Origin of the sequence: Pandoraea eparura (assembly GCF_902459725.1) — a bacterium.
In the GTDB taxonomy this organism is placed as follows: domain Bacteria; phylum Pseudomonadota; class Gammaproteobacteria; order Burkholderiales; family Burkholderiaceae; genus Pandoraea; species Pandoraea eparura.
On sequence record NZ_CABPSH010000001.1, the window covers coordinates 53,642 to 76,695 of the forward strand.

General features: G+C 62.7%; 16 protein-coding genes and 1 pseudogene. 4 read left to right on the forward strand and 13 right to left on the reverse strand.

Going from position 1 to position 23,054, the window contains the following annotated elements; translation table 11 throughout:
* Positions 1-28: 28 nt before the first annotated feature.
* The 7 genes from PEP31012_RS00250 to araD all read right to left on the reverse strand — a co-directional run bounded on the left by PEP31012_RS00250 (position 29) and on the right by araD (position 7,988).
* Positions 29-988: an aldose 1-epimerase gene (locus PEP31012_RS00250; protein ID WP_150587373.1), complete on the reverse strand. Its 960-nt coding sequence runs from the start codon at positions 986-988 to the stop codon at positions 29-31.
* Positions 989-990: 2 nt separating this feature from the next.
* The gene (locus PEP31012_RS00255) at positions 991-1,830 is read right to left on the reverse strand and encodes a carbohydrate ABC transporter permease (RefSeq protein ID WP_150587374.1); all 840 of its coding nucleotides are present in this window, start codon (positions 1,828-1,830) and stop codon (positions 991-993) included.
* Positions 1,827-2,774 carry a carbohydrate ABC transporter permease gene (locus PEP31012_RS00260; protein WP_217427095.1) on the reverse strand — a complete coding sequence of 316 codons (948 nt, stop codon included), beginning with the start codon at positions 2,772-2,774 and terminating at the stop codon, positions 1,827-1,829. Before PEP31012_RS00260 ends, PEP31012_RS00255 begins: the two co-directional genes overlap by 4 nt.
* A 38-nt stretch (positions 2,775-2,812) precedes the next feature.
* Positions 2,813-4,087, reverse strand: a complete 1,275-nt coding sequence (locus PEP31012_RS00265) for an ABC transporter substrate-binding protein (RefSeq protein WP_150587375.1) — start codon at positions 4,085-4,087, stop codon at positions 2,813-2,815.
* Positions 4,088-4,172: 85 nt separating this feature from the next.
* Complete coding sequence (locus tag PEP31012_RS00270) at positions 4,173-5,279, reverse strand: ABC transporter ATP-binding protein (protein WP_150587376.1); 1,107 nt, start codon at positions 5,277-5,279, stop codon at positions 4,173-4,175.
* A gap of 143 nt (positions 5,280-5,422) precedes the next feature.
* Positions 5,423-6,226 (reverse strand): HpcH/HpaI aldolase family protein, encoded by an 804-nt coding sequence (locus PEP31012_RS00275; protein WP_150587377.1) that lies wholly within the window; start codon positions 6,224-6,226, stop codon positions 5,423-5,425.
* A 10-nt stretch (positions 6,227-6,236) separates the two neighbouring features.
* Positions 6,237-7,988 (reverse strand): L-arabinonate dehydratase, encoded by a 1,752-nt coding sequence (gene araD / locus PEP31012_RS00280; RefSeq protein WP_150587378.1) that lies wholly within the window; start codon positions 7,986-7,988, stop codon positions 6,237-6,239.
* Positions 7,989-8,155: 167 nt separating this feature from the next.
* On the opposite strand from araD, the gene PEP31012_RS00285 reads away from it, so the two are divergent.
* A complete protein-coding gene (locus PEP31012_RS00285; RefSeq protein WP_150587379.1) occupies positions 8,156-9,199 on the forward strand; it encodes a LacI family DNA-binding transcriptional regulator in 1,044 nt (347 codons plus the stop codon).
* A 36-nt stretch (positions 9,200-9,235) separates the two neighbouring features.
* Here PEP31012_RS00285 and PEP31012_RS00290 read toward each other — a convergent pair whose 3' ends face one another.
* The 5 genes from PEP31012_RS00290 to PEP31012_RS00310 all read right to left on the reverse strand — a co-directional run bounded on the left by PEP31012_RS00290 (position 9,236) and on the right by PEP31012_RS00310 (position 16,408).
* Positions 9,236-10,003 carry a sulfite exporter TauE/SafE family protein gene (locus PEP31012_RS00290; protein WP_150587380.1) on the reverse strand — a complete coding sequence of 256 codons (768 nt, stop codon included), beginning with the start codon at positions 10,001-10,003 and terminating at the stop codon, positions 9,236-9,238.
* Positions 10,004-10,035: 32 nt separating this feature from the next.
* The gene (locus PEP31012_RS00295) at positions 10,036-12,054 is read right to left on the reverse strand and encodes an alpha-glucosidase (protein WP_150587381.1); all 2,019 of its coding nucleotides are present in this window, start codon (positions 12,052-12,054) and stop codon (positions 10,036-10,038) included.
* A gap of 67 nt (positions 12,055-12,121) precedes the next feature.
* Positions 12,122-13,855: a solute:sodium symporter family transporter gene (locus tag PEP31012_RS00300; RefSeq protein ID WP_150587382.1), complete on the reverse strand. Its 1,734-nt coding sequence runs from the start codon at positions 13,853-13,855 to the stop codon at positions 12,122-12,124.
* Between the two features lie 92 nt (positions 13,856-13,947).
* Positions 13,948-15,411 (reverse strand): NAD-dependent succinate-semialdehyde dehydrogenase, encoded by a 1,464-nt coding sequence (locus tag PEP31012_RS00305; protein WP_150587383.1) that lies wholly within the window; start codon positions 15,409-15,411, stop codon positions 13,948-13,950.
* Positions 15,412-15,490: 79 nt separating this feature from the next.
* Positions 15,491-16,408: an SMP-30/gluconolactonase/LRE family protein gene (locus PEP31012_RS00310; protein ID WP_150587384.1), complete on the reverse strand. Its 918-nt coding sequence runs from the start codon at positions 16,406-16,408 to the stop codon at positions 15,491-15,493.
* Between the two features lie 610 nt (positions 16,409-17,018).
* On the opposite strand from PEP31012_RS00310, the gene PEP31012_RS00315 reads away from it, so the two are divergent.
* Positions 17,019-18,290 carry a tyrosine-type recombinase/integrase gene (locus PEP31012_RS00315; RefSeq protein ID WP_150587385.1) on the forward strand — a complete coding sequence of 424 codons (1,272 nt, stop codon included), beginning with the start codon at positions 17,019-17,021 and terminating at the stop codon, positions 18,288-18,290.
* Between the two features lie 253 nt (positions 18,291-18,543).
* Here PEP31012_RS00315 and PEP31012_RS00320 read toward each other — a convergent pair whose 3' ends face one another.
* Positions 18,544-19,989 carry an IS1182 family transposase gene (locus tag PEP31012_RS00320; RefSeq protein WP_150587386.1) on the reverse strand — a complete coding sequence of 482 codons (1,446 nt, stop codon included), beginning with the start codon at positions 19,987-19,989 and terminating at the stop codon, positions 18,544-18,546.
* 445 nt (positions 19,990-20,434) lie between these two features.
* Here PEP31012_RS00320 and PEP31012_RS23850 point away from each other — a divergent pair.
* Positions 20,435-20,620: pseudogene (locus PEP31012_RS23850) on the forward strand (IS3 family transposase); the annotation flags it as partial.
* A gap of 114 nt (positions 20,621-20,734) precedes the next feature.
* A complete protein-coding gene (locus PEP31012_RS00330; protein WP_150587388.1) occupies positions 20,735-23,041 on the forward strand; it encodes a sensor domain-containing diguanylate cyclase in 2,307 nt (768 codons plus the stop codon).
* Positions 23,042-23,054: the final 13 nt, after the last annotated feature.

Consider the following 23,054-nt stretch of genomic DNA (forward strand, 5'->3'; position numbering starts at 1 on the left):
GACCTGAATGCTGAAGTGACGTGGGGGCTCAGCCCCCGGTAAAACCGTTTGGCGACGTGCGTGGCGACAGCGTGAACGTCATGCCTGCCCGGCATGTCCGACCCGGCGCCAGTGTCTGCATGCCAATGGCCCGAACATCGCCACCAGGCAGTCCGTTGAGCGCGCCATTGGTGTGTGAGACCGGCTCGAACGCGAAGAAGTCCTGGCCCTGCGGGCGGAAGAACACCACGGCGGGTGTGCCGTGCGCGCGAATTTCCATTTGGTAGGTGCGCTCTTCGACAAGCGCTACGCCGTGCCAGCCGGTAAAGCAGTTGTCGACAACGACATCCTGCAACGCGCGGCCCCGGCGGAAATCGAGTGCCTCGGGCACCGGCACCACGGCCGTCGGCATCTTATCTGCGCCGTTGACCAGCATGGCCGTCCAGGGCACCGTAAGACGCGTGGCGTCGGTGAGCGGGAAAAACGGATGCCAACCGAGCCCCGCCGGCATGTCTCGGGTATCGCGATTGGTCAGGGCCAGCGAGAATTCGAGCGTATCGCCGTCGATGGAGATACGTTGCGTGACGTCGCAGGCGAACGGCCAGTCGGCGTCGCCCGCGTGTGAGAGTTGCATCGTCACCGCGTTCGCCTCGCGCTCGGTCACCTGCCAGGCGCGTTGCCAGGCGAATCCGTGCAGCGCATGCGGCTCGCCCGCGAAGTTCTGGCGCAGTACGTAACGCGCCCCTTGCCACGTGAACACGCCCTCTCGCACCCGGTTCGAATACGGCACCAGCGGATAGCTGGCCGTACGACGCACGTTCGGCACAGCGGCAGGCGTGCCCGGCACGGGCGTGTCGCCCAGGGCTTCGCCGCGCCGGTCGCGCATTACGATATGCTCACGCCAGCGCGCCGTGAGCACGGTGCCGCCAAGCGCGGGCAGCAATTCCACCTGCCAGCCGTCGGCCGCCAACGCCAGGATTTCGAGGTCTGCGTGTTCGCCCTTCGTCATGCCTATCCTTTGAGTCCACCCGAGGTCAGTCCGCCAATGACGCGCTCCTGGAACAGCGCCATCAGGGCTGCCACCGGCACGATCGCCACCACCAGCGCCGCTGCGATCAGCGGCCACGGGAAGGCATATTCGCCCTGATACAGGGTAATGCCAACCGGCAGCGTACGATACGCCGGCGCAGAGTTCAGCGAAAGCGCCAACAGGAATTCGTCCCACGCGTTGACGAACGCCAGGATAGCCGCCGTGAAAACGCCCGGGGCCGACAGCGGAAACACAATACGCACCAGCGCGCCGAGTCGAGTGCAGCCGTCGAGCATGGCGGCACTCTCCAGATCGCGCGGAATCGCCTGGAAAAAGCTCACCAGCACCAGCGTGCACACCGGCAGGCTCAGCACCGTATAAGGCAGCACGAGGGCCGCATAGGTGTTGAGCAGGTTCAGACTGCGCATGATCTGGAAGATCGGAACGAGCAGCGTCACGAGCGGAAACATCGACGAGGCGATGATTGCCGACAGGATCAGCCCGCGCCAGCGCAGATCGAGCCGCGCAATCGCATACGCGGCACCGGCCGCCACCACCACGGCCAGTGCCGTGGAAGCCAATGCCACGATCGCACTGTTCATCAGGAACAGCAGCAGCGGTTGATCGCCGAACGCGTGCACGTAGTTTGACAGCGTCGGGGCGTGCGGCAGATACGTGATCGGTTTGGCGACGAGTTCGGCTTCGTTCTTGAGCGACGTCAGCAGTATCCACAACGCCGGAAAAAAGCCGTTGACAACCACCAGCGCACCGGCGATCCAGCGCAGGCGTGCGCCGCCGAAAAGGGTCTCGAATGCTTTCATTTGTCACCCCCGCCACGCACGAAGCGCAGGTAGAACACGCTGATCGCCAGCGAAATCAGAAACATGAAGGCCGCCTGGGCGGACCCATAACCCACGTCGAGGTAGTCGATCGTGGTGGTGTTGATCAGCATGGCCAATGTCATGGTGCTGTTGCCCGGGCCGCCGTGCGTCATCGTGAAGGGAATGTCGAACGTCTGCAGCGCGGTGATCGTGCGGAAGATCATCGCCACGACAATCGACGGCACGAGCATCGGCAGCGTGATGTAGCGGAACTGCTGCCACTTGCTCGCGCCGTCGACCTCGGCGGCCTCGTACAGCGAACGCGGAATGGTTTGCAGCCCGGCGAGCAGAATCAGCGCGACGAACGACGACGTCTTCCATATCGTGGTCAGGCACACGGCCGCGAACGCCCAGCCCGGCATCAGCAGGAACGATACCGGTGCGAAGCCGAGTCGGCGCAGGATGTCGTTGACGATGCCGTAGTCCGTGTTGAAGAACCACGCGAAGATCAGGCCCGAAAACGCCAGCGGCAGCGCCCACGGCATCAAGAGCGCCAGCCGGATCGGCCAGCGCAGCTTGAACGGCATGTTGGCCAGCAGCGCCAGCGGCAGGCCGACCAGAAACGCGCCCGGCACCGTGATCGCCGCGATCAGCAACGTGTTGCGGGTGGCGTTCCAGAAGTCCGGATCGTGCAGCACGTCGATGAAGTTGCGCAGGCCAACGAATGCCGGCACGGCATCAACGCCCGAGAGCCGGATGTCGAAGAATGCGTTATAGAGCAGCCGCCCGATCGGATACACCACGATCAGGCCGAGCAGCAGCGCCGCCGGCAGCAACAGGAGCACGGCAAGCTGCCCGTCGCTTGGGTCGGCCAGGCTACGCGTCGGGCGCATCGCGCGCACCGGCGCCGGGCCGGGCGCGCTGTCGGGAGTCAAGGTTGGCATGATGGCGATACCCTCTTGTCAGTGCGAAGTCCCGCCGCTCAGCGCAGCACACGCCGCAGGCGAGCTTCGATCTGGTCAATCCCATCGGTCGCGGGAAGCGAACGGCCGAGGATGGCCGACGTATTGGTGCGGATCACGTCGGACACTTCGCTGTAGCGCGGCGTGACCGGACGCGCACGGCCGGTCTGATTCAAAATCAGGCCCGCCGACTGGAACCACGGGTTCTTCGCCAGCACGTCCGCATCCTGATACGTGACCGGAAATACGGGCATCAGCGAGCCCTGCACGGCAAGCATCTTGGCGACTTCAGGCGACGACAGGTAGCGGATCAACTTGGCCGCTTCGGGCTTGCGCTTCGAGAAGTTCGACACGGCCCATTGCCAGCCGCCGACGCACGTGGCGGACTTGCCGCCCGCCATGGCCGGCAGCGGCATCACGCCGACCTTGCCCTTGACCACGGAATCCTTGTCGGCTTCGAAGTGGTTCCACGCAAAGCCCCAGTTGACCGCGAACACGGCCTGCCCTGCCTTGAATTCGTTGACGGTATCGCCCGTCTTCACTTCAGCAACGTTCTTCTTGATGACGCCTTGATCCATCATGGCGGTCCACATGTTCATGCCGGCCACCGCAGCATGCTTGTCGAGCGTCATGCGACCGCTCGCGTCGGTCAGTTCCTTGCCCTGGCTCCAGTACGGCAGCAGGAAGGTGCAGACGGCACCTTCGATCGGCGCCCCCTGGATCGACAGCCCCTGCAGGTTGGCATTGCCTTCCTTCGACTGGATCGTCTTCGCGGCGGCGGACAGCTCGTCCCACGTCTTCGGCTCGGCGATGTGGTACCTGGCGAGCAGGTCCTTGCGGTAGTACATGAACATGCCGTCGGCGAAGCCAGGTAGCGCGGCGACCTTGCCGTCGACGACATCGGCGCGCGCATAGACCGGCAGATAGCCCTTGAGCGCTTCGGCGGCCGGGCCGACGTAGGCGTCCAGCGGCGCGATCCAACCCGCCGTCAGGTATTGGGCCGGGTTGACGATGTCGATCATGAACACGTCCAGCGAGCTGTCCTTGGCGTTGAGCAGCGTGGACAGGTACTGGCGTTGTTGATCCGACGTGGCACCGCCGGTCTCCATCGCCACCTTCACGCCAGGGTTGTGCTTTTCATAGTCGTCGAGCGCTTTGCGCACGAGGTCCGGGCGCTGGCCGGAGCCACCGGCAAACACCTTGAGCGTCACGGTTTCGGCATGGGCCTGGGCGGCACCGGCAACGAGCACAGCGGCAAGCGTGGCGGCGGCGAGGCGAGCGGACGGATGGATCATGGTTGTCTCCTGATCAGACGATGTCGTTATTTATGGGATGCAATGCCGAAATCACTGTCTCGGCGAAAGGCGTGTCGGGGCGACTTCAGGCGGCCTGGCGCGCACCGACAATTGCGCAGAGCACATTGCCGTCGACCGCGTCGAACCAATGAGTGCGTTCTGCGTCGAGTTGCAGCGATACTTCGTCGCCGGGCACCAGGCGCACTTCCGGGGCGAGCCGCGCGACCAGCGCCTGCCCCGCCACCTCGAAGGTGCAGACGGTTTCCGCGCCCATCGGCTCGACCACCGTCACGCGCCCGCTCACGCGCAGTCTGCCCTCGGCGGGACCGTGCGCGAGCGCCACGTTCTCGGGGCGCACGCCAAAGATCACTTCTGCGCGATCGCCCAGCGCCGTGCGTACCTGCACCGGCAGCGGCAGCGCCACCCCGTTGCCGCTCGCGATGCCCGCGCTGGCCTGCAAACGCAGCAGGTTCATCGGCGGCGAGCCGGTGAACCCTGCCACGAATGTGTTGGCCGGTGCGTGATAGATCTCGTCGGGCGTGCCGTACTGCATCACGTAGCCGCCGTTGAGCACGGCGATCCGATCGGCCAGTGTCATCGCCTCGACCTGATCGTGAGTCACGTAGATCATCGTGGCCCCGAGTTTTCGGTGCAGCTTCTTGATCTCCACGCGCATCTCGTTGCGCAGCTTAGCGTCGAGGTTGGAGAGCGGTTCGTCAAACAGGAATACCTTCGCGTCGCGCACGATCGCACGCCCCATTGCCACCCGCTGGCGCTGGCCGCCCGAAAGGTTGCGCGGCTTGCGCTCGAGCAGATGGCCGAGCTTGAGCATGTCGGCCGCTTCACGCACGCGCCGCTCGATCTCGGCCTTGGGCGTCTTGCGCAGACGCAGGCCGAAGGCCATGTTCTCGAACACGGTCTTGTGCGGATACAGCGCGTAATCCTGGAACACCATCGCAATGTCGCGCTCGCGCGGCGCCAGGCCTTCGATGCGCCGTCCATCAATGGAAATGCCGCCATCGCTGAGCGTCTCCAGACCGGCCAGCATGCGCATGAGCGTGGACTTGCCGCAACCGGACGGCCCCACGAACACCACGAACTCGCCGCTCTTCACGTCGAGGTTGATGTCGTGCAGCACGGTCACGCCGTTGTCGTAAGCCTTGACCACGCGTTCGAAATTCACCGTCGCCATCGTCGTCTCCTGAACCCGCATCGCCTGCCCGGGGCAGACGTTGAGGTCTTGCTTGTCGTTATGTCATGTCGGTGCGGGTTTACCGCACCCGTGCAATCCTTGCAGCCCGTGCCCCTCCTCGGACCCGGGCCGCGGTTCTGCCGTCAGTACGGGCCGGCCTGGGGTACCGCGGCGCGCGTGGCGCCCTTGAGTTCCGCGAGGAATGCGTTGGCCTGGCGCATCATCATGCCGAGGTCCGACGCGATGGCCACGAACGTGTAACCCATCTCGACGAACTGGCTCACCATTTGCGGGTTCGGACCAACGATGCCGATCGGCTTGCCGATGGCGCGCGCGCGATGTGCCGCATCGGCAATCAGTGCCTGCACTTCGGCATCGGCGATGTTGCCAATCTTGCCCAGCGCGGCCGACAGGTCGCCCGGACCGACGAACAGCGCGTCGACGCCCGGCACTGCCGCGATCTCCTCAAGACGGCCGATGGCCTCCGGCGTTTCGAGCTGGACGATGCACGTCACGGTGGCGTTGACCTGCTCGCCATAGCCGGCCCACGTGCCGTAGCGGCTGCCGCGGTGCATGGCGGCGTAGCCGCGCTCGCCCTGCGGCGGATACCGGCATGCCGACACGGCGCGCTGCGCGTCTTCGACGGTTTGCACGAACGGAATCATCAGCGACGGTGCCCCCATGTCGAGTGCGCGCTTGATCATCACCGGGTCGTTGCCGGCCAGACGTACCACCGGCATCGCCCCGGTACCAGTGATGGCCTGCAGCATCTGCAGCGTGTCGCGAAACTCGTACGGTACGTGTTCCATGTCGACCACGAGCCAGTCGAAGCCGGCGTAACCGAGTGCTTCGGCGGTGCTTGATGTCCCTGACATCACCCACGTGCCCAGTGGCACCGGTGCGGCCGAGATAGCCTTCAGAAAGCGATTTTCGGGAGCTTGGCTCATCGGGGAATCCTCAGAAGATGGCGGGTTCGACGGGCGTCTCGTGGCCCATCAGGAAGTCGAAGTCGCAGCCCTCGTCGGCCTGCTTGACGTGTTCGACGTACAGCTTGGTGTAGCCGCGCTGACGCGTCCCCGGCGGCGGCGTCCACTCGGCGCGGCGACGCGCCAGTTCCTCGTCCGACACACGCATGTCGAGACGGCCGGCGGCCACGTCGAGCACGACAATATCGCCCGTGCGGATGAGCGCGAGCGGGCCACCCGCAGCCGCTTCCGGCGCGATGTGCAGCACACAGGTGCCATAGTGGGTGCCGCTCATGCGCGCGTCCGACAGACGCACCATGTCGCGCACGCCGGCGGCGAGCAGCTTCTTCGGAATGGGCAGGTTGCCCCACTCCGGCATGCCAGGCGCGCCCAACGGACCACCGCCGCGCAACACCAGCACGGTGTTTTCGTCCACGTCCAGTTCGGGGTCGTGGATGCGACGGTTCATCTCGGCGATTGAGTCGAACACCAGCGCCGGGCCCTCGTGTTTGAGGAACTTATCGCTCGCCGCGCTCGGCTTGATCACCGCGCCGGACGGCGCCAGGTTGCCGCGCAGCACGGCCAGCGCCCGGCCCTGGGTCACCGGGTTGTCGAGCGGGCGTACCGTGGTCGGGTCGACGTTCGGGATATCGGCGATGTTCTCGCCCAGCGTCTTGCCGGTCACCGTCAGACAATCCAGATCGAGGTGTTCACGAATCTGGTTGAGCAGCGCCGGCAGGCCGCCGGCGTAATAGAAGTCTTCCATCAGTCGGTCGCCCGAGGGGAACACGTTGGCCAGTACGGGGACGCCCTCCCCCTGGCGGTGAAGGTCGTCGAGCGTAAGCTTCACACCGCCGCGGCCGGCAATGGCGATCAGGTGAATGGCGGCATTGGTCGAGCCACCCAGCGCCATGTACGTGGCGATGCCGTTGGCCACCGAGCGCTCGTTGAAGAACGTGCTGGGCTTGAGGTCTTCCCAAACCATGTCGACGATGCGCTCGCCGGCCTGCGATGCCATGCGCGGGTGCGCCGCGTCCATCGCGGGAATGCTGGTGGCGCCCGGCAGCGTGAAGCCCATCGCCTCGACGATCGAGGTCATGGTGCTGGCCGTGCCCATCGTGTTGCAGGTGCCCGGCGCACGCGTCATGCGCGCTTCGAGGGCAATCCATTCGCTTTGCTCGATGTTGCCGGCCTGGTATTCGTCCCAGAACTTCTTGGTGTGCGTGCCCGCGCCCACGGCCAGGCCGCGGTGACGGTCGTTGAGCATCGGCCCGGCCGGCACGAACAGGCACGGCAGGTCAGCCGACAGCGCACCCATCAACAGGCCCGGCGTGGTCTTGTCGCAGCCGCCCATCAGCACCGCGCCGTCGATCGGCAGCGAGCGCAGCAGCTCCTCGCTCTCCATGGCCAGGAAGTTGCGATAGATCATCGTGGTCGGCTTGACCATCACCTCGCCCAGCGACATCGCCGGCAGCTCGAACGGTATGCCGCCCGCCGCGAGAATGCCGCGACGCACAGCGTCGGCGCGCTCGCGCAAGTGCGCATGGCATGGAGACAGGTCGCTCCAGGTGTTGATGATGGCGATGACCGGGCGGGTCATGAATTCTTCGCGTCGCAGGCCCATCTGCTGCAGCCGTTGGCGATGCGCGAACGATCGCATGTCGTCCGGGGCGAACCAGCGCTGGCTGCGCAGGTCTTCAAGGCGTTTGCGTGGCTTGTTCACTGTCTTTGTCTCGTTCGTCATGCTGACTGGCTCTCCCGTGCCATCCGTCGCGTAGCGGGGGCGGCTCGCGGTGTCGACCGGGGCACTGCGTCGATTGCAGTCTCGATTTGTTACCGCTAACATTGGTTAGTATCTGTTACCGCTCTCATCCCGTCAATCAACCGACACTAGAGGAATACCCGAATCTCATGAATGCCCCTTCCCGCAAGCGGCGCGGTTCCGGCCGCATCAAACTTCGCGATGTCGCGGAGCTGGCTGGCGTGTCGCCGATGACGGTGTCGCGCTACTTCGGTCAGCGCGAACTGGTCGCGCAGGAGGCGCAGCAACGCATTGCGCAGGCCATCGAGCAGACCGGCTACGTGCCGAATGTGTTCGCGGGCGGCCTGGCCTCGGCGCGTGGCAAGGTGGTGGGCATGGTGATTCCGAACATCGCGGGCGGCGTGTTCGGCGAGACGGTTCAGGGCGTGACCGACACGCTTCGGCCGCACGGCTACCAGTTGCTGCTGGCGTCGAGCAATTATTCGAGCGCCGAAGAGGAAGAGGCGGTGCGCGCCTTCATCGGCTGGTCGCCCGCCGCACTCATCCTCATCGGTCACCAGCACACGCGCGGCACGGAAGACCTGCTGGACAAGGCCAACATCCCGGTGGTGCAGACGTGGGACTACAAGCCCCATGCGAAGCGTATCCAGGTGGGCTTCTCGCACTTCGACGTGGGTCGCGATTCGGCGCAGTACCTGTACGACAAGGGTTATCGCCGCATCGTTTTCGTGCATACGGGCCAGCCGGAAGACGTACGCGCCATGGAGCGTGCGCAAGGCTATGCCCGGGCGATGGAATCGCTGGGGCTGACGCCGTCGACGTATCAGGCGCCGATGCAGGCACCGCTGGAAGCCGGCAAGGAAGCGCTGGACACGCTGCGCAAAGGCCGCTGGCCGGCCGAGGCCATCATCTTCGCGAACGATAATCTGGCGGCGGGCGCCCTGCTGCACGGCCTGCGTGCCGGCATTGCCATTCCGGGCGACTGCGCGATCATGGGCTTCGGCGACCTGAGCATCGCGGACAAGCTGCTGCCGAGTCTGACCACCATCCGCCCGCCGCGCTACGAGATGGGCCGCGTGGCCGCCCTGCGCGTACTCGACGCACTGCGCACGGAAGACGGCGAGGCGCCGGCCGAGCACGTGCAACGCGACAATCCGATGGAATACGAGTTGATCGAGCGCGAAAGCACCTGACCCACCCGCGTCAACCGGCGCGACGGGGTGCGCGACTCAGCGCAGCGCCGTCAGGGCGGGAACGACGAGGCTCGTGCCCGCGCCCAGCAACAGTGCAAACACCACCCGCCGCACCATCGTCGGGGACCAGCCCGGCGGATAGCGACGCGCACACCACGTCAGCCCCAGCACCACCGGCAGCGCCTCCAGACTCAGCGCGATCGATGCATCGTCGAAATGGTGCTGCGAGACCACCATGATCAGGCGCAGCACGGCGTTGACTGCAAACAGCAGCACCAGCGTTTCCTTGACGGTCTGCGCTTCCAACGGCTGCCGGTACATGTGGAACACCATCGGCGGCCCGGCGCTTGCGAAGATGCCCCCCATCACGCCGGACAGGCCTGCATAACCGACGAACGCCAGCGGGCCGGACATCGACGCGCGCTTGCGCATGCTCGCCACCAGCAGGAAGCTGCACACGACGATCGCGACACCCAGCGTGAGGCGCAGCACGTTCGACGCATTGGTCGACAGCCACGTCAGCATCCAGACGCCGACGGCCACGCCGATCAGGCTGGTGCCGAGAATCAGCTCCAGCGTGCGGCCAGGCAGTTGCGGACGGCGCCGAACCACCATCACCGCATTGACCAGCACCATCATCGTCACCACGTTCGCCGCCACAGGCAGCGAGGCGATATGGAATGCGCCGACCAGGCCCAGCAGGACGAGGCCGAACGCGAACCCGGTGAGGTTCTGGATATAGGTGGCCAGCGCCACGCACGCAATGAATGCGAGGTGCTGACCCAACGAGACACTACCGAACATGCAAGACGCTCCCTTTCCGACGTGTAACGTGCTTACGCCTTGGCAATGGCCAGCAGCGCCGCTTCGTTGGCGCTGCCCGCACGCACGAACACCGGCGGCTGACCCAGCGGGGCCGCCACGTCGACACGCGCCCCGCCCTCGAACGTCTCGCCCGACCACACGTGCGTCCAGCGCGCACCGGCGGGCAGGTAGGGCCGCCAACGCTCGGCACCCGCCGCATGCACGGGCGCGACCAGCAAGTCGGGGCCATACAGGTACTGATCGTGGATATCGTAGGTGGCGCGATCGTCCTCGAAATGCAGGAACATTGGACGTTGCAGCGGCAGGCCGCGCGCCTCGGCGTCGTCGACCAGCGTGCGCACGTACGGCGCGAGCGCCCGATACACGCGCGTCATCTGTGCGAAGTGGCTCAGCACGCCGGCGTCTTGCCAGAACTGGAAGTTCTCGTCTGGACGATTGCCTTCGTGCGTGCGCATAACCGGTGTGAACGCGGCCATTTCCGCCCAGCGCATGAACAACTCCGGCGTGCGCGTGTTGCCGAACAGGCTCGTGTAACCGCCGATGTCGCTGTGGTGGTACGGATTGCCCAGCAGGCCCGACGACAGCGCGCCCGTGACAACCGTCTGCAGGCCGTCGTGTCGTGTGAAGTCGACAGACTGGTCACCCGCCCACAGCAGCGGACAGTACTTCTGTACGCCCGTGTAGCCGGCGCGCATAAAGAACAGCGCATCCCCCGTACGGCCGCGCGACGCGACCGCATCGGCGTTGACCTTGGCCCACAGCGTCGGCCAGGCGTTGTGCATCAGCATGGCGTCGACACCGTTGGCGAGCTTGACGTCGGTCGGCAGGTATTCGCCGAAGTCGGCCATCCATCCGTCCAGGCCGGCGTCGAGCATCTCTTTGCCGATCACGCGCTCGGCAAACCAGTCTGAGGCGGCCGGGTTCGTGAAGTCCACCACGCCGCACCAAAATTCGCCGAAGTCGACCAGATAGTCCCCGCCGTCCAGACGCGTCGCGAGATAGCCAGCGTCGCGGGCTTCGGCATAGAGCGTGCCGTCATTGCAAAGGTACGGATTGACGTAGCCGAGGAAGCGCACGCCGTCGGCGCGCAGCGTCGCCGCCCACGCCTTGCCGCCCGGATAGCGCGTTTCGTTCCACTTCCAGTCCCAGAACAACCGCTTGCCGAACGAGGTGATGCGCAGGCCCACCCAGTCTTCACACCACAGACCGGCGACCGCGACACCGGCTTCGCGACTCTTGGCGAGCAGCGTGTCGGCGTGATCGCGGCCGTTCTTCAGACCGAGAATGGCGCCGTTGAACACCCAATCCGGCAGGCGCGGCGGCTTGCCGAAGCGGGCAGCGATACGCTCGACCAGATCGACGAACGTTCGGGCGGTCAGCAGCTCGATGCGCTCGGGCACGGCCCAGAATTGCAGTTCATGGAAGCCGCCGCGTCGGAAATCGAAGTCTGCATAGGCCGTGGTCTGCGCATGCAGACAGTAGCGTGTGGACGACACGTAGGTCGGCTGCGGATAGTTCGTGTGATAGTAGTCGCCACCGGCGCGCGACGTCACGTCGGCCTGCCAGGTCAGATGCGTGCGCTTGTCGCGACCGACGCCCGGCTCGGACGTCCACAGCGGGAAATGACGCCCGCGCAGGTTGAAGTACGACATCTGCTCGCCGCAGCCCCATACGGCCTCGTCGGACTCCGCCTGCACGCGCCACCACAGGCGGTTGATGCCCGGCGCCGCGTACTCGAAGTCGATCGTGGCGCCCTGCTCATCTGCCTTGACGCGCAGGATCAGGTCGGCGCGACCGCCCGCCACGCGGGCCAGCGACACGCGCAGGCTGTCGTCGGTGGCGTCGAACGAGGCATGGGCGAGTGCCACGCGCTCCTCGACGTAATCGGAGATGTCAAAGTTGCCGCGATACATCTCCACGGTCTCCTGGCCATGGCCGACGAAGCAGCACGGTTGGCCGGGAGCGTGGGCGATGACGGTGCGGCCGTTGTGGCGCAAGGCCCAGGAAGTCGCGTCGTGTACAAGTTCCATGAGTGTCGGGGGTCGTAGCTGGCGCGCGCTCAGTCTTGACTGGCGCGCGCCGGGTTCAGGAAAGCGCTCAAGCAGTTCGGGCCGCGCGGGCCGAGGCGTTCGAGCGGCCGGCAAAGCGCCAGGCCAGCACGATCGCCACACACCACACGGCCGCCATCAGCTTGCCGTAGGCCGCGCCCGGCCCGTTCGCATTGGCCAGGCCAAGCGGCGAGAACGTCAGGTACACACTCACCAGGAATGCAATCAGGAACGTGCTCATGCTGCTGGCATAGCGCCACGGGGTGGTGTCGCCATGCGCACGCGGCGTCGGCGAGTACGGCGTCTCGCGGGCGAAGCGGCGGCTCAGGAACAGCATCAGCGCCACTTCCAGCACGAACAGCGTGCCCATCAAGTGGATGAAGTGAAAGCCATAGCGCTTGTCCACGTCGAGCACGAACACCAGAAGCGAATAGACGATCACATGTGAGATCAGCACGATCTTGGCCGGCGTGGCACCCACCTGTCGGTTGAAGAAGCCCACCAGCACCACCGCGATGATCGGGATATTGAAGAAGCCGGTGAAACGGCGCATCACCGCGTAGATACCATCCGGTGCGTACATCAGCATCGGTGCGATCAGCAGCGAGACCACGGCGATCGCGATGCTCGCCCGCTTGCCCACACGAATGAGTTGCTCATCGGTTGCCGACGGCTTCCACGGCTTGTAGAAGTCAAAGGCGATCAGCGTCGCGGTCGAATTGATCACCGCGTTGAAGTGGCTCATCACGGTACCGAACAGCACGGCCACGAAGAAGCCCTTGGCCCAGAACGGCAGCAGGTCGGTGACCAGTTGCGGGTACGCCAGATCGGGGCGCGTCAGTGCGCTGCCGCCGGCGTAGATGTGATACGCGATCACGCCGGGCATCAGCATGATCAGCGGCACCAGCAGCTTGAGCAGGCCCGAGATCAGCACGCCCTTCTGCCCTTCGGCCAGGCTTTTCGCGGCGAACGTACGCTGCACGATCGACTGGTTGGTACACCAGTAGAACAGGTTGGCGAAGATCATGCCCGTGAACAGGGTGCCGAACGGCACGCTGTCGTGGGCACCGCCAATGGCATTGAGCTTCTCCGGTGCGGCATGCAGCACGGTGTGCAGACCGGCCAACGCATCGCCGTGCCCCAGGGCAAACAGGCCCAGCACCGGAATCATCAGGCCGGCGATCAGCAGGCCGATGCCATTGATGGTGTCGGACACTGCCACGCCGCGCAGACCGCCGAACACGGCGTAGAGCGCGCCGATGGCGCCGCTGGCGACCACCAGCAGCGAAATCGTTGCCGGATACGACAGGCCGAACAATGGCTGCACGCCGAAGATCTGGTTGAACGTGATCGCGCCCAGATAAAGGCCCGACGGATTCACCACCAGCGTATAGCCGATGATGAACAGTCCGCTGACAATGCGTCGCGTGCGGGCGTCGAAACGCTCTTCGAGGAACTGCGGCAACGTGGTGAAGCCGCCACGCAGGTAGCGCGGCAGGAAGAACATTGCCAGCGCGACGGTCGAAATCGCGGCCGTGCACTCCCAGGCCATCGCGCTCAGGTTGTGTGCGTAGGCGTCGCCATTCAGGCCGACGAGCTGTTCGACCGACAGGTTCGTCAGCATCATCGAACCCGCGATGAACCAGCCCGACAGGCCGCCGCTCGCCATGAAGTAGCCGCGAGCGCCCACATCCTTGGCCCGACGCGTAATGGCCCATGACACCAGGCCGACCAGTGCCGTGAATACGGCGAAACTGGCCAAGGTAAAGATTTCCGTCTCCATATCCTGCTCTTGTCTTCTTTGGGGAATGCCCGACGCTCGCCCCTCTCGGGGCTGGCGCCGTTGGACTACTGAACCGCGCTACGTCAACCGCCTCAGGACAGGCCCATGCAGAGGTATTTGAGTTCGAGATATTCGTCGATGCCGTACTTCGAGCCCTCGCGCCCCAGACCGGATTGTTTCACACCGCCGAACGGGGCTTCCGCCGTCGAAATGAGACCGGTGTTGATGCCGACCATGCCGAACTCGAGCGCCTCGGCCACGCGCCACACGCGGGCCAGATCGCGGCTGTAGAAATAGCTCGCCAGACCGTACTCGGTGTCGTTGGCCAGCGCGATCACATCGCTTTCCGTCTCGAAGCGAATCACGGGAGCGATCGGGCCGAAGATTTCTTCACGGGCAACGCGCATCGAAGGCGTCACGTTGGTGAGCAGCGCCGGCGAGAAGAACTGTGGCGACAGACCGTCGCGCTCGATCGCGTGGCCCTCGACCACGGCCGTGGCGCCTTGCGCCAGCGCATCGTCATAAAGCGCCAGCGTCTTGGCCATCGCCTTCGTATCGATCAGCGGGCCGATATGCACGTCGGCTTCGGTGCCCGCGCCGACGCGCAACCCGCGCACGCGCTCGGCCAGCTTCTCGACGAAGGCATCGTGTACGCCGGCCTGCACGTACAGGCGGTTCGCGCACACGCACGTCTGGCCGGCGTTGCGGTACTTCGAAATCATGGCGCCGTCGACGGCCGCATCCAGATCCGCATCGTCGAACACGATGAACGGCGCGTTGCCACCCAGTTCCAGCGACAGCTTCTGGATGTTCGCGGCGCCGGCCGCCATCAAGCGTGCGCCGATGGCGGTCGAGCCCGTGAACGTGAGCTTGCGCACGGTCGGGTTGGTCGACATTTCATGGGCGATCGGCTCGGCCGAGCCCGTGACCACTGAGAACAGCCCCTTCGGCAGACCCGCGCGCTCGGCCAGCACGGCCATCGCGAGTGCCGAGTATGGCGTCTGCATCGCGGGCTTGAGCACCATGGCGCAACCGGCGGCAAACGCCGGGCCGGCCTTGCGGGTGATCATGGCTGCCGGGAAATTCCATGGCGTAATGGCCGCGCACACGCCGACGGGCTGCTTGATCGTGAGCAAACGGCGATCCGATGCGGGCGTCGCGATCACGTCGCCATCGACGCGGCGGGCTTCTTCCGCAAACCACTCGATGAAGCTGGCGGCGAAACCGATTTCGCCGCGCGCTTCGGCCAGCGGCTTACCTTGTTCGGCCGTCATGATCTGCGCCAGATCTTCCTGGTTGGCGAGCATCAGGTCGTGCCACTTGCGCAGCACGGCAGCGCGCGTCTTGGCGGTGGTCTGGCGCCATTCGGCCTGTGCCGTGGCGGCCGCGGCGATCGCACGACGCGTTTCGTCTGCGCCCATCGCCGGCGCGGTGCCAATCACGGCGCCCGTGGCCGGGTTGACCACATTGAGCGTGGCGCCGTTGTCGGCATCGCACCATTGGCCACCAATGTAGGCCTGCTGGCGCAGCAGATCAGGATCTTGCAGTGTGAACATCGCTAATTCTCCATTGCGGGGATGCGTGGCCGCATCCGTCATCAAGTCTTTCGCCGCCAGGGGCAGCGGTCGCGCAAAATCAGTCCGTGGTGGTGCGCAGCGCGCTGCGCGGCTCGGGCAGGCCCGGCACATCCACGTGCATGGCGAATAGCCGGCCGGCGTGCGGCTGGCGGGCCAGCTCATCGGCAGGACGCCCGGCGCGAGCCGTCGTCACGTACAGCGTGCGCAAGTCGTCGCCACCGAAGGCGCACATCGTCGGGCACTGCACCGGCAGCGCATATTCAGCGAGCACCTTGCCTTGCGGCGAGATGCGCACCACACGGCCGCCTTCGTACAGCGCACTCCAGTAGCAGCCCTCGGCGTCTACCGCTGCGCCGTCCGGGCGAGCGCGATCGGTCTCGGTCGGCGTGAAGGTGAGCCACGTCTCGCGCGGGCCGACATTGCCCGTGGCGGCGTCGAACGCGCGGCGATAGACCTTGTAGCGTGGGGTATCCGAGTAGTAGAGCCAGCGGCCGTCGGGGCTGAATGCCAGGCCGTTGCCGGTCATGAAGCCTGTGTCGATGCGCGCCATCGCTTCGCCCTGCGCGCCGCTCACGCAGTACAGCGAGGCGTCGCCGCAGGCTTTTGCCTCGTCGACGGTGCTCACCCAGAAGCGGCCGGCCGTATCGCAGCGTCCGTCGTTGAAGCGGTGCGTGGCGGTGTCTTCGCCGAGCGCATGCAGTTGGCGGACCTTGCGGCCCTCGCCGTCGAGCAGCCAGACGCCGCTGCGCATGCCGGCGATGAAGCCGCCGTCCTCGGTCAGCGCGAAGCAACCGATGTCTTCGTCCATGCTCAGCGTACGCACGTCGCCGGAGGCTGGCGTCAACGCATGCAGCGCGGGCGCGACAATGTCGACCCACCACAGCACACCGCGACGCTCGTCCCAACGCGGGCATTCGCCCAGTTGCGCGACGACGTCCGCCACCGGGGCCAGCGTCGAGGTTCGGGAAAGGTCCATGGTCACATCCGTCATGCCTGTATCGATGCCGTTACCGGCGTCGCACGTGATGGCCGCGCCACGCTTGCCTCGCTTGCCATGTTCGCTCGGGGAGCGTCGTGGGAGGCATTGATGGTACCGCTACCATTCGTTATTCAAAAAAACAGCGCATCGCGCTTTGTGGTTTCGTGAAATGGAAGCGAGTACTGACACCAACGCCACTTCACGATGCTCGCATTATCGCTTCGCCGCGCCAACTGCACAACACTAGGGCAAACCCTTGATTTCGGCGGCGTGGGAATCGGGGCATCGGGGGTCTGCCCGGAACGTTTCGCACCAATGGCATCTAGAGCTAACGGCGAATCGCGGACACAAAACATGCATCGCAGACCGAAGTTCGCGCAATCAAATGAAATCGCATAGCAGCTGGCCTGCCCAGAGGGATTCGAACCCCCGACCGTCGGCTTAGAAGGCCGAACAACATCTAAGTGACCGAGATTGATCGGCGCCCAACAATCAATTCAAGCCACTGATTTTATTAGTAAAATAATAATTTCCGAAATTTCTGGCGTTGATCGATGGTGACTAAAACGGATAGAATCCGCCTACACAGCACCTACATGGATCAGGGATGAACAAGGTCAACTTCACCAGTGAACGGGTCGCAAATTTCAGCTCAGAACCCGGGAAGCAGCAAACGCTTCATTGGGATGCGAAGATACCTGGCCTAGGCGTCCGCGTAACGTCGAATGGAGCCAAGTCCTTCATCTTCGAAGGACGCCTCAACGGCAAGACAATTCGAATCACGATCGGCGACACCCGTACGTGGACGATTGCGAAGGCCCAAACTGAGGCAACGCGCCTTAAGCTCCTAACAGACCAAGGACGCGATCCTCGAGCGGAAAAAGCCGAGGCGCAGGCAGCGGCAAGAACGGCCGAGCTCCAGATGAAGAGAGAACAAGCGACGGTCGCTCAGGCGTGGGCGAAGTATCTAGAAGCAAACAAATCGAACTGGGGGGAGCGTCATCTGCAAGACCACATCAATCTGGCGCAGCCCGGCGGGGGAGCCAAGATTCGCGGAAAAGGACTAACCAGACCTGGTCCGCTCGCACCGCTGATGCAACTTCGGCTGGCGGAACTCACTCCCGATACAGTTTCGAAATGGCTCGCAACCGAATCAGCAGATCGCCCAACCGGAGCGGAACAGTCATATAGAAAACTGCGAGCGTTTCTGCGTTGGTGCGATGAGCAACCTGCGTTTGCGAGCATCGCGCATGCGAAGGCATGCTCCGCTCGCGCGGTGAAAGAGTCGGTACCACGCCCGCAAGTGAAGACGGACTGCCTACAGCGCGAGCAGTTGAAACTCTGGTTCGCCGAAGTACGGAAGATCCCCAATCCAGTCATCTCCGCGTACCTTCAGGCCCTGCTTATTACGGGCGCTCGACGCGAAGAGTTGGCGCAGTTGAAATGGACCGATGTGGATTTTCAATGGGGGAGCCTGTCACTCGCAGACAAAATCGAAGCGGCAGGCAGAGTAATCCCGTTGACGCCATACGTCGCTCAGATGCTTGAGCAGCTGCCGCGCATCAACGAGTGGGTCTTTAGCAGCCCAACGGCCGAAGATGGAAGAATTGTCGAGCCGAGAAAAGCTCACATGAAAGCGCTGAACCATGCCAAGCTGCCGCACATCAGCGTACATGGCCTGCGCCGGTCCTTCGGGACGCTGTGCGAGTGGATTGAGATGCCCGCTGGCGTGTCAGCCCAGATCATGGGGCACAAGCCTAGTGCACTAGCGGAGAAGCACTATCGGCGACGCCCCCTGGACATGCTTCGCATGTGGCACAAGAGAATTGAGAACTGGATTTTAGAACAAGCAAGCATCAGGCTTGAGACTGAAAGTTAGCTGTGTAAGTCGGGACCTGATCTCTCAGTCAGCGTCAGATCAGGTCCAAGATTGCTTGGACGTCAAGTCATCAAGGGCCGTGTTCGACCCTCGCTGTGTGGAAACATCGACAGAACCGTAATATGACGCGCTGCTCTTACACCGTCTGGCGTAGATAACTGCCTCGGCGGCCAATGCGGCACGACGCACGATTGAACGGCTCTGAGGCCCTATAAAACGGTATTGGGAGGCCGTTTTAGGACCAATGAAGTGCTCACGCACCCGCCAGCCGCATCGCTTTCATTGTCTTCTTGAACCCGAGGATTCTCAGGACTCGCATGAGATTGTAGGCAAGTACGTTCAGACTCATCTCGGTCCCCACGTTGGGCAGCCTGCGTGTCAGGAAGTGTGTGTGGCCCATCCAGTGCTTGAACGTCCCAAAGACGTGTTCAACGGTCTGCCTGCGTACCGCCATCGCGTCCGGTGTCTTGTTGAGCCGACGCTGGACCGCCTCGAGCACCGACTCATGTTCCCATCGGGTAATTCGCCGATACTGACTTGGCGTGCATCGCGACTTCATGGGGCACTGAGGACAGGAACTGCTCCAGTAGCGACGCAGTTGCATGCCATGCTCCTCTCCGGTGAAACGGTAGATCGCACGTTCGCCCGCGGGACATTGGTATTCATCGTCGCGGGCGATGTAGATGAAGTCGGCCCTGTCGAATCGACCATGAGCTTTTGCGCTTGATGTCGTGGGCTTCGGCAACATGACTGCAATGCCCGCATCCGCGCACTCCTTGATCTGAGGCGCACTGTAGTAGCCACGATCGGCGACTGCCCGCAGCTTGCTCCTACCCATCGCATTGCGTGCAGCTTTAGCCATAGGGCTGAGCTGAGCCCGGTCGCTGCCAGAGTTTGTGACCTCATGAGCAACGATAAGGTGGTGTTTTGCGTCTACTGCCACCTGTACGTTGTAGCCCACCATTCCCGAGCCTCTGCCGCTCGTCGCCATGGAACGCGCGTCGGGATCGGTCATCGATAGCTGACCATCAGGCTGCGTCTTGAGTTGCTCCTTGATCTGGTCGAGGCTGCGCATCTTCTCGCGCAAGCGCGCGATCTTGTCCTGTAGTCGACTTGTCTTCGCTTCCAGCTCAGCAGGTTGCGTCCGATCGGCAGTCTCCAGCGCACTCAGATACCGCTGGATGCTCTCCTCGATCTGCTTCTGGCGCTTGTCGACCTTACCCTCGGTGAAGTTGCGATCACGCGTGTTGACCGCCTTTAACTTGCTGCCATCGATCGCAACAAGCGCTTGCGAGAACAGCTTCAGCTCACGGCATAGCACCACAAAGCGGTGACATACATTGTGGATGCCTTTGCCGTTGTCACGACGGAAGTCGGCGATGGTTTTGAAGTCCGGCGCCAGACGGCCCGTGAGCCACATCAACTCAACATTGCGTTGGCACTCACGCTCCAGGCGACGGCTCGACTGAACCCGGTTCAGGTAGCCGTAGATATAAATCTTCAACAGCACGGCGGGATGATAGGACGGGCGCCCCGTAGTCACCGGCATGGCGCCATCGAAGCCCAATGATCCAAGGTCAAGCTCGTCAACGAACGCCTCGATGATCCTGACCGGATTGTCCTCGGCCACGAAGTCATCGAGGCATTCTGGAAGCAACGTCAATTGCTTGCGGTCTTCGCCTTCTATGAATCGCTTCATCCGGTCACCCTAGCTGAAGGAGTTGAACCTGTTTAGGCGATCAACGCGTTTTCACACAGCCTGGACCCAAAGCGGACCACACTTATCCTGAAACGCACGACCGCAAAGCTTCCTGCACCGGTTATTCCACGCTGATTCTAGAAACGCATCTAGCATCGATGCCTCGACGTTGCTAGATGCGTGCTGAAACGACATCGTCGAGCGCAGCACAGGCCGAGAGGATGTTGTCGGGCCGGAGATTTGTTATGCTGAAAAGGAGGCCGTTCCTTGCGAGCTCGGACCGCAGGTGCCATGTAGAGAGCGCGGACGGTGCAAGGTTTTGCTTTCGTGCGTAATGAACGATTTCTCGGTCATCGACGCCGTCAGGCAGCTTGACAATAAGACCCAATCCCGACACCACGACTTTCGAAAATCTATTGCTGTCTACGTAACCGGCAGCACCCCAGAAAGCCTCGTTAAAACGATGAAGCGCGATTATGTGGCCTACATGCCCGAGCTTGATGCCGTGGCGACTGTGCGCAATCTGACCGCCCCGATCGATCATTACAGCGAGCATCATTCACACAGCACGCTGAAATATCGCCCAACTCGCAAGTTTCGGCGCAAAACTAGCGCATCAACTCAAGATTGAGATTGTGTTCGACGATATGGATGCAAATCCAACTTCACTCTAGCTTCTTAGCGCCCAGGGAAATCAGGGGGCTTCAGAAAGCACCCTACTGATACGGTTACGTCATCGCTCATAATGAAAAACGCCGAATTCAAATCCACGCTGGAATCACAGCGGTTGGCCATTCTTCGCGAACTAAACATACTAGACTCTCCGCCATCGGACGAGCTTGATCGTATTACCCGTATTGCATGCCAGGTCTTCGATATACCGATTGCACTAGTGTCCCTAATCGACTGCGATCGTCAGTGGTTTAAGTCACGCACCGGTCTCGAAGTCCCCGAAACGGCACGAGACATATCATTCTGCACCCACGCCGTGGAAGCTGACGCTACATTCGTCGTCCGCGACGCGCTCGCCGACGCTCGCTTTATCAAGAATCCTTTGGTTACAGGTGAGCCTGCTATACGGTTTTACGCCGGTCGGCCGCTGCGCTCACTTAGTGGCGTACCAATCGGCACTCTGTGCATCATCGATCGCAAATCGCGCGAGTTTTCATCGCATGACGAAGGATTGCTCGATGACCTGGCAACGATGGCCGAGCACTTTTTCCATTCACTGGAGTCCCATCAACGCTCCGAACGCGCCCGTCACGCTCGCCAGCGTACTGAGGCACTCTATACTCGAATCGTCGAGCAGGCCTCGGTAGGAATCGCCCTTCTGTCCGCGGAGTCAGCCGACGGGACGTGGCTCGAGGTCAATGCTGGGTTTGCCAAAATGCTGGGCTACCCACTGGACCGCATGCGGGGTATGCGGTTTGAACAAATTACGTATGCCGATGATTTGCAAGCGAACCTGGCAGCATTCGAAAGCCTCATAGCTGGAAAAGTTCATTCTTATAACCTAGAAAAGCGCTTCATTCGCGCCGACGGTAAGCCGCTTTGGGTCGAGGTGTCGGTTTCCCGACTTACGGACAGCGAGAGCACGGAACCCCGTTTTGTCATGGTCGTGAGCGATATCGATGCTCGCAAGAAGACTGAGCTTAAGCTGGTCGAGCTTGGCGCCCAGCTCGAAGCGATGGTTATCGACCGCACTAGTCAACTGAATAACGCAGTTGCCTCGCTTGCAATCGAGGCACAGCAAAGACGTCAGGCCGAAATGCGAGCTTCCTCAGAGCGGGAGCGCCTACGAGCAACACTTGAAAACGCGACGGATGCTTTTATAGAGGCCAACGAAGACGGACGGATTCAGATGTGGAACCGGTCCGCGGAGCAAACATTCGGTTGGCGCGCAGATGAGGTCATTGGCAAGGACATTGCTGAACTTATCGTACCCCTGTCTCAGCGCAGTGCGCACCAGCACGCGTTCACGGCTGCAGTGGCCACCCAAAACTGGAGTCTAGTTGGAAAGCGGATTGAGATGACGGCTCAGCGTCGCTCGGGTGAATTGTTCCCCGTCGAGATGACGCTTGCAGTTACCTCTTTCGAAGGCCGATCTCTTGTAAGCGCGTTTATTCACGACATCTCGAAAAGAAAGCAAGACGAGCAGACAATCCGTGTGGCAGCGACACGGCTTAAAACGATTACCGACAATATTCCGGCGCTTATCGGATATCTGGATGACAGGGAAATATACCGGTTCCACAACAGTCAGCACGAAACCTTCCTCGGCGTGGAAACGACAAAAATCGCCAACCGGCACGTCCGGCATATTTTTGGCAACGCACTGTACAGTAGGGCGCAACCATACATCCAGCAAGCACTTTCTGGCGACGAAATCTCCTTCGAATTTCAGTCGAGCCAACAACGTGGCTCCCGCTGGTTCTCCATTCATCTCGTACCTGATCGGCAGCACGACAGCGATGGCGCCCAAGATCGTATTGCAGGCGCGTATATGCTCGCCACCGATATTACCGATCGCAAGCGCGGGGAGCACCGTCTTCGGCACGCGGCAACCCACGACTTCCTGACCGGTTTGCCAAATCGGCGGGCATTTGTCGCGAGGCTCGACGAAGTCATAATCCGCGCCAGAGCTGAGGGGACGAAGTTCGCGGTCATTTTTATCGATCTCGACGATTTTAAGCAAATAAATGACAGGTGCGGGCATGATGTGGGAGATGCCCTGCTTCGTGAGTTCGCCAAGTTAGCACGCGACGGCTTCCGGACAACAGATTTTGTTGCGCGTCTTGCAGGTGATGAGTTTGTCGCAGTCGTGGAAGACTTGCCGGCCTCGGGCAATGAACCCGAATCGATTCTTCAGCGATTGCGCGAAAAGTTGGATGCTGATCTCGTGTTGGGTGAGCAGTTGATACGGATTTCCGCCAGCATCGGAGCCGCAGTTTCCGATGGCACTACAGACAGCACAAGCCTGCTTCGCCGTGCCGACCAGGCGATGTACCGAGCAAAACAGCAAGGAAAGAATCAAACGATCATTTCGCAATAGTCGCGGAGCCTAG

What these genes read in the sequence shown, in the direction of transcription:
- PEP31012_RS00250 (WP_150587373.1), bottom strand. Translation starts at nt 988, where the DNA reads ATGACGAAGGGCGAACACGCAGACCTCGAAATCCTGGCGTTGGCGGCC.
- PEP31012_RS00255 (WP_150587374.1), bottom strand. Translation starts at nt 1,830, where the DNA reads ATGAAAGCATTCGAGACCCTTTTCGGCGGCGCACGCCTGCGCTGGATC.
- PEP31012_RS00260 (WP_217427095.1), bottom strand. Translation starts at nt 2,774, where the DNA reads ATGCCAACCTTGACTCCCGACAGCGCGCCCGGCCCGGCGCCGGTGCGC.
- PEP31012_RS00265 (WP_150587375.1), bottom strand. Translation starts at nt 4,087, where the DNA reads ATGATCCATCCGTCCGCTCGCCTCGCCGCCGCCACGCTTGCCGCTGTG.
- PEP31012_RS00270 (WP_150587376.1), bottom strand. Translation starts at nt 5,279, where the DNA reads ATGGCGACGGTGAATTTCGAACGCGTGGTCAAGGCTTACGACAACGGC.
- PEP31012_RS00275 (WP_150587377.1), bottom strand. Translation starts at nt 6,226, where the DNA reads ATGAGCCAAGCTCCCGAAAATCGCTTTCTGAAGGCTATCTCGGCCGCA.
- araD (WP_150587378.1), bottom strand. Translation starts at nt 7,988, where the DNA reads ATGACGAACGAGACAAAGACAGTGAACAAGCCACGCAAACGCCTTGAA.
- PEP31012_RS00285 (WP_150587379.1), top strand. Translation starts at nt 8,156, where the DNA reads ATGAATGCCCCTTCCCGCAAGCGGCGCGGTTCCGGCCGCATCAAACTT.
- PEP31012_RS00290 (WP_150587380.1), bottom strand. Translation starts at nt 10,003, where the DNA reads ATGTTCGGTAGTGTCTCGTTGGGTCAGCACCTCGCATTCATTGCGTGC.
- PEP31012_RS00295 (WP_150587381.1), bottom strand. Translation starts at nt 12,054, where the DNA reads ATGGAACTTGTACACGACGCGACTTCCTGGGCCTTGCGCCACAACGGC.
- PEP31012_RS00300 (WP_150587382.1), bottom strand. Translation starts at nt 13,855, where the DNA reads ATGGAGACGGAAATCTTTACCTTGGCCAGTTTCGCCGTATTCACGGCA.
- PEP31012_RS00305 (WP_150587383.1), bottom strand. Translation starts at nt 15,411, where the DNA reads ATGTTCACACTGCAAGATCCTGATCTGCTGCGCCAGCAGGCCTACATT.
- PEP31012_RS00310 (WP_150587384.1), bottom strand. Translation starts at nt 16,408, where the DNA reads ATGGACCTTTCCCGAACCTCGACGCTGGCCCCGGTGGCGGACGTCGTC.
- PEP31012_RS00315 (WP_150587385.1), top strand. Translation starts at nt 17,019, where the DNA reads ATGAACAAGGTCAACTTCACCAGTGAACGGGTCGCAAATTTCAGCTCA.
- PEP31012_RS00320 (WP_150587386.1), bottom strand. Translation starts at nt 19,989, where the DNA reads ATGAAGCGATTCATAGAAGGCGAAGACCGCAAGCAATTGACGTTGCTT.
- PEP31012_RS00330 (WP_150587388.1), top strand. Translation starts at nt 20,735, where the DNA reads ATGAAAAACGCCGAATTCAAATCCACGCTGGAATCACAGCGGTTGGCC.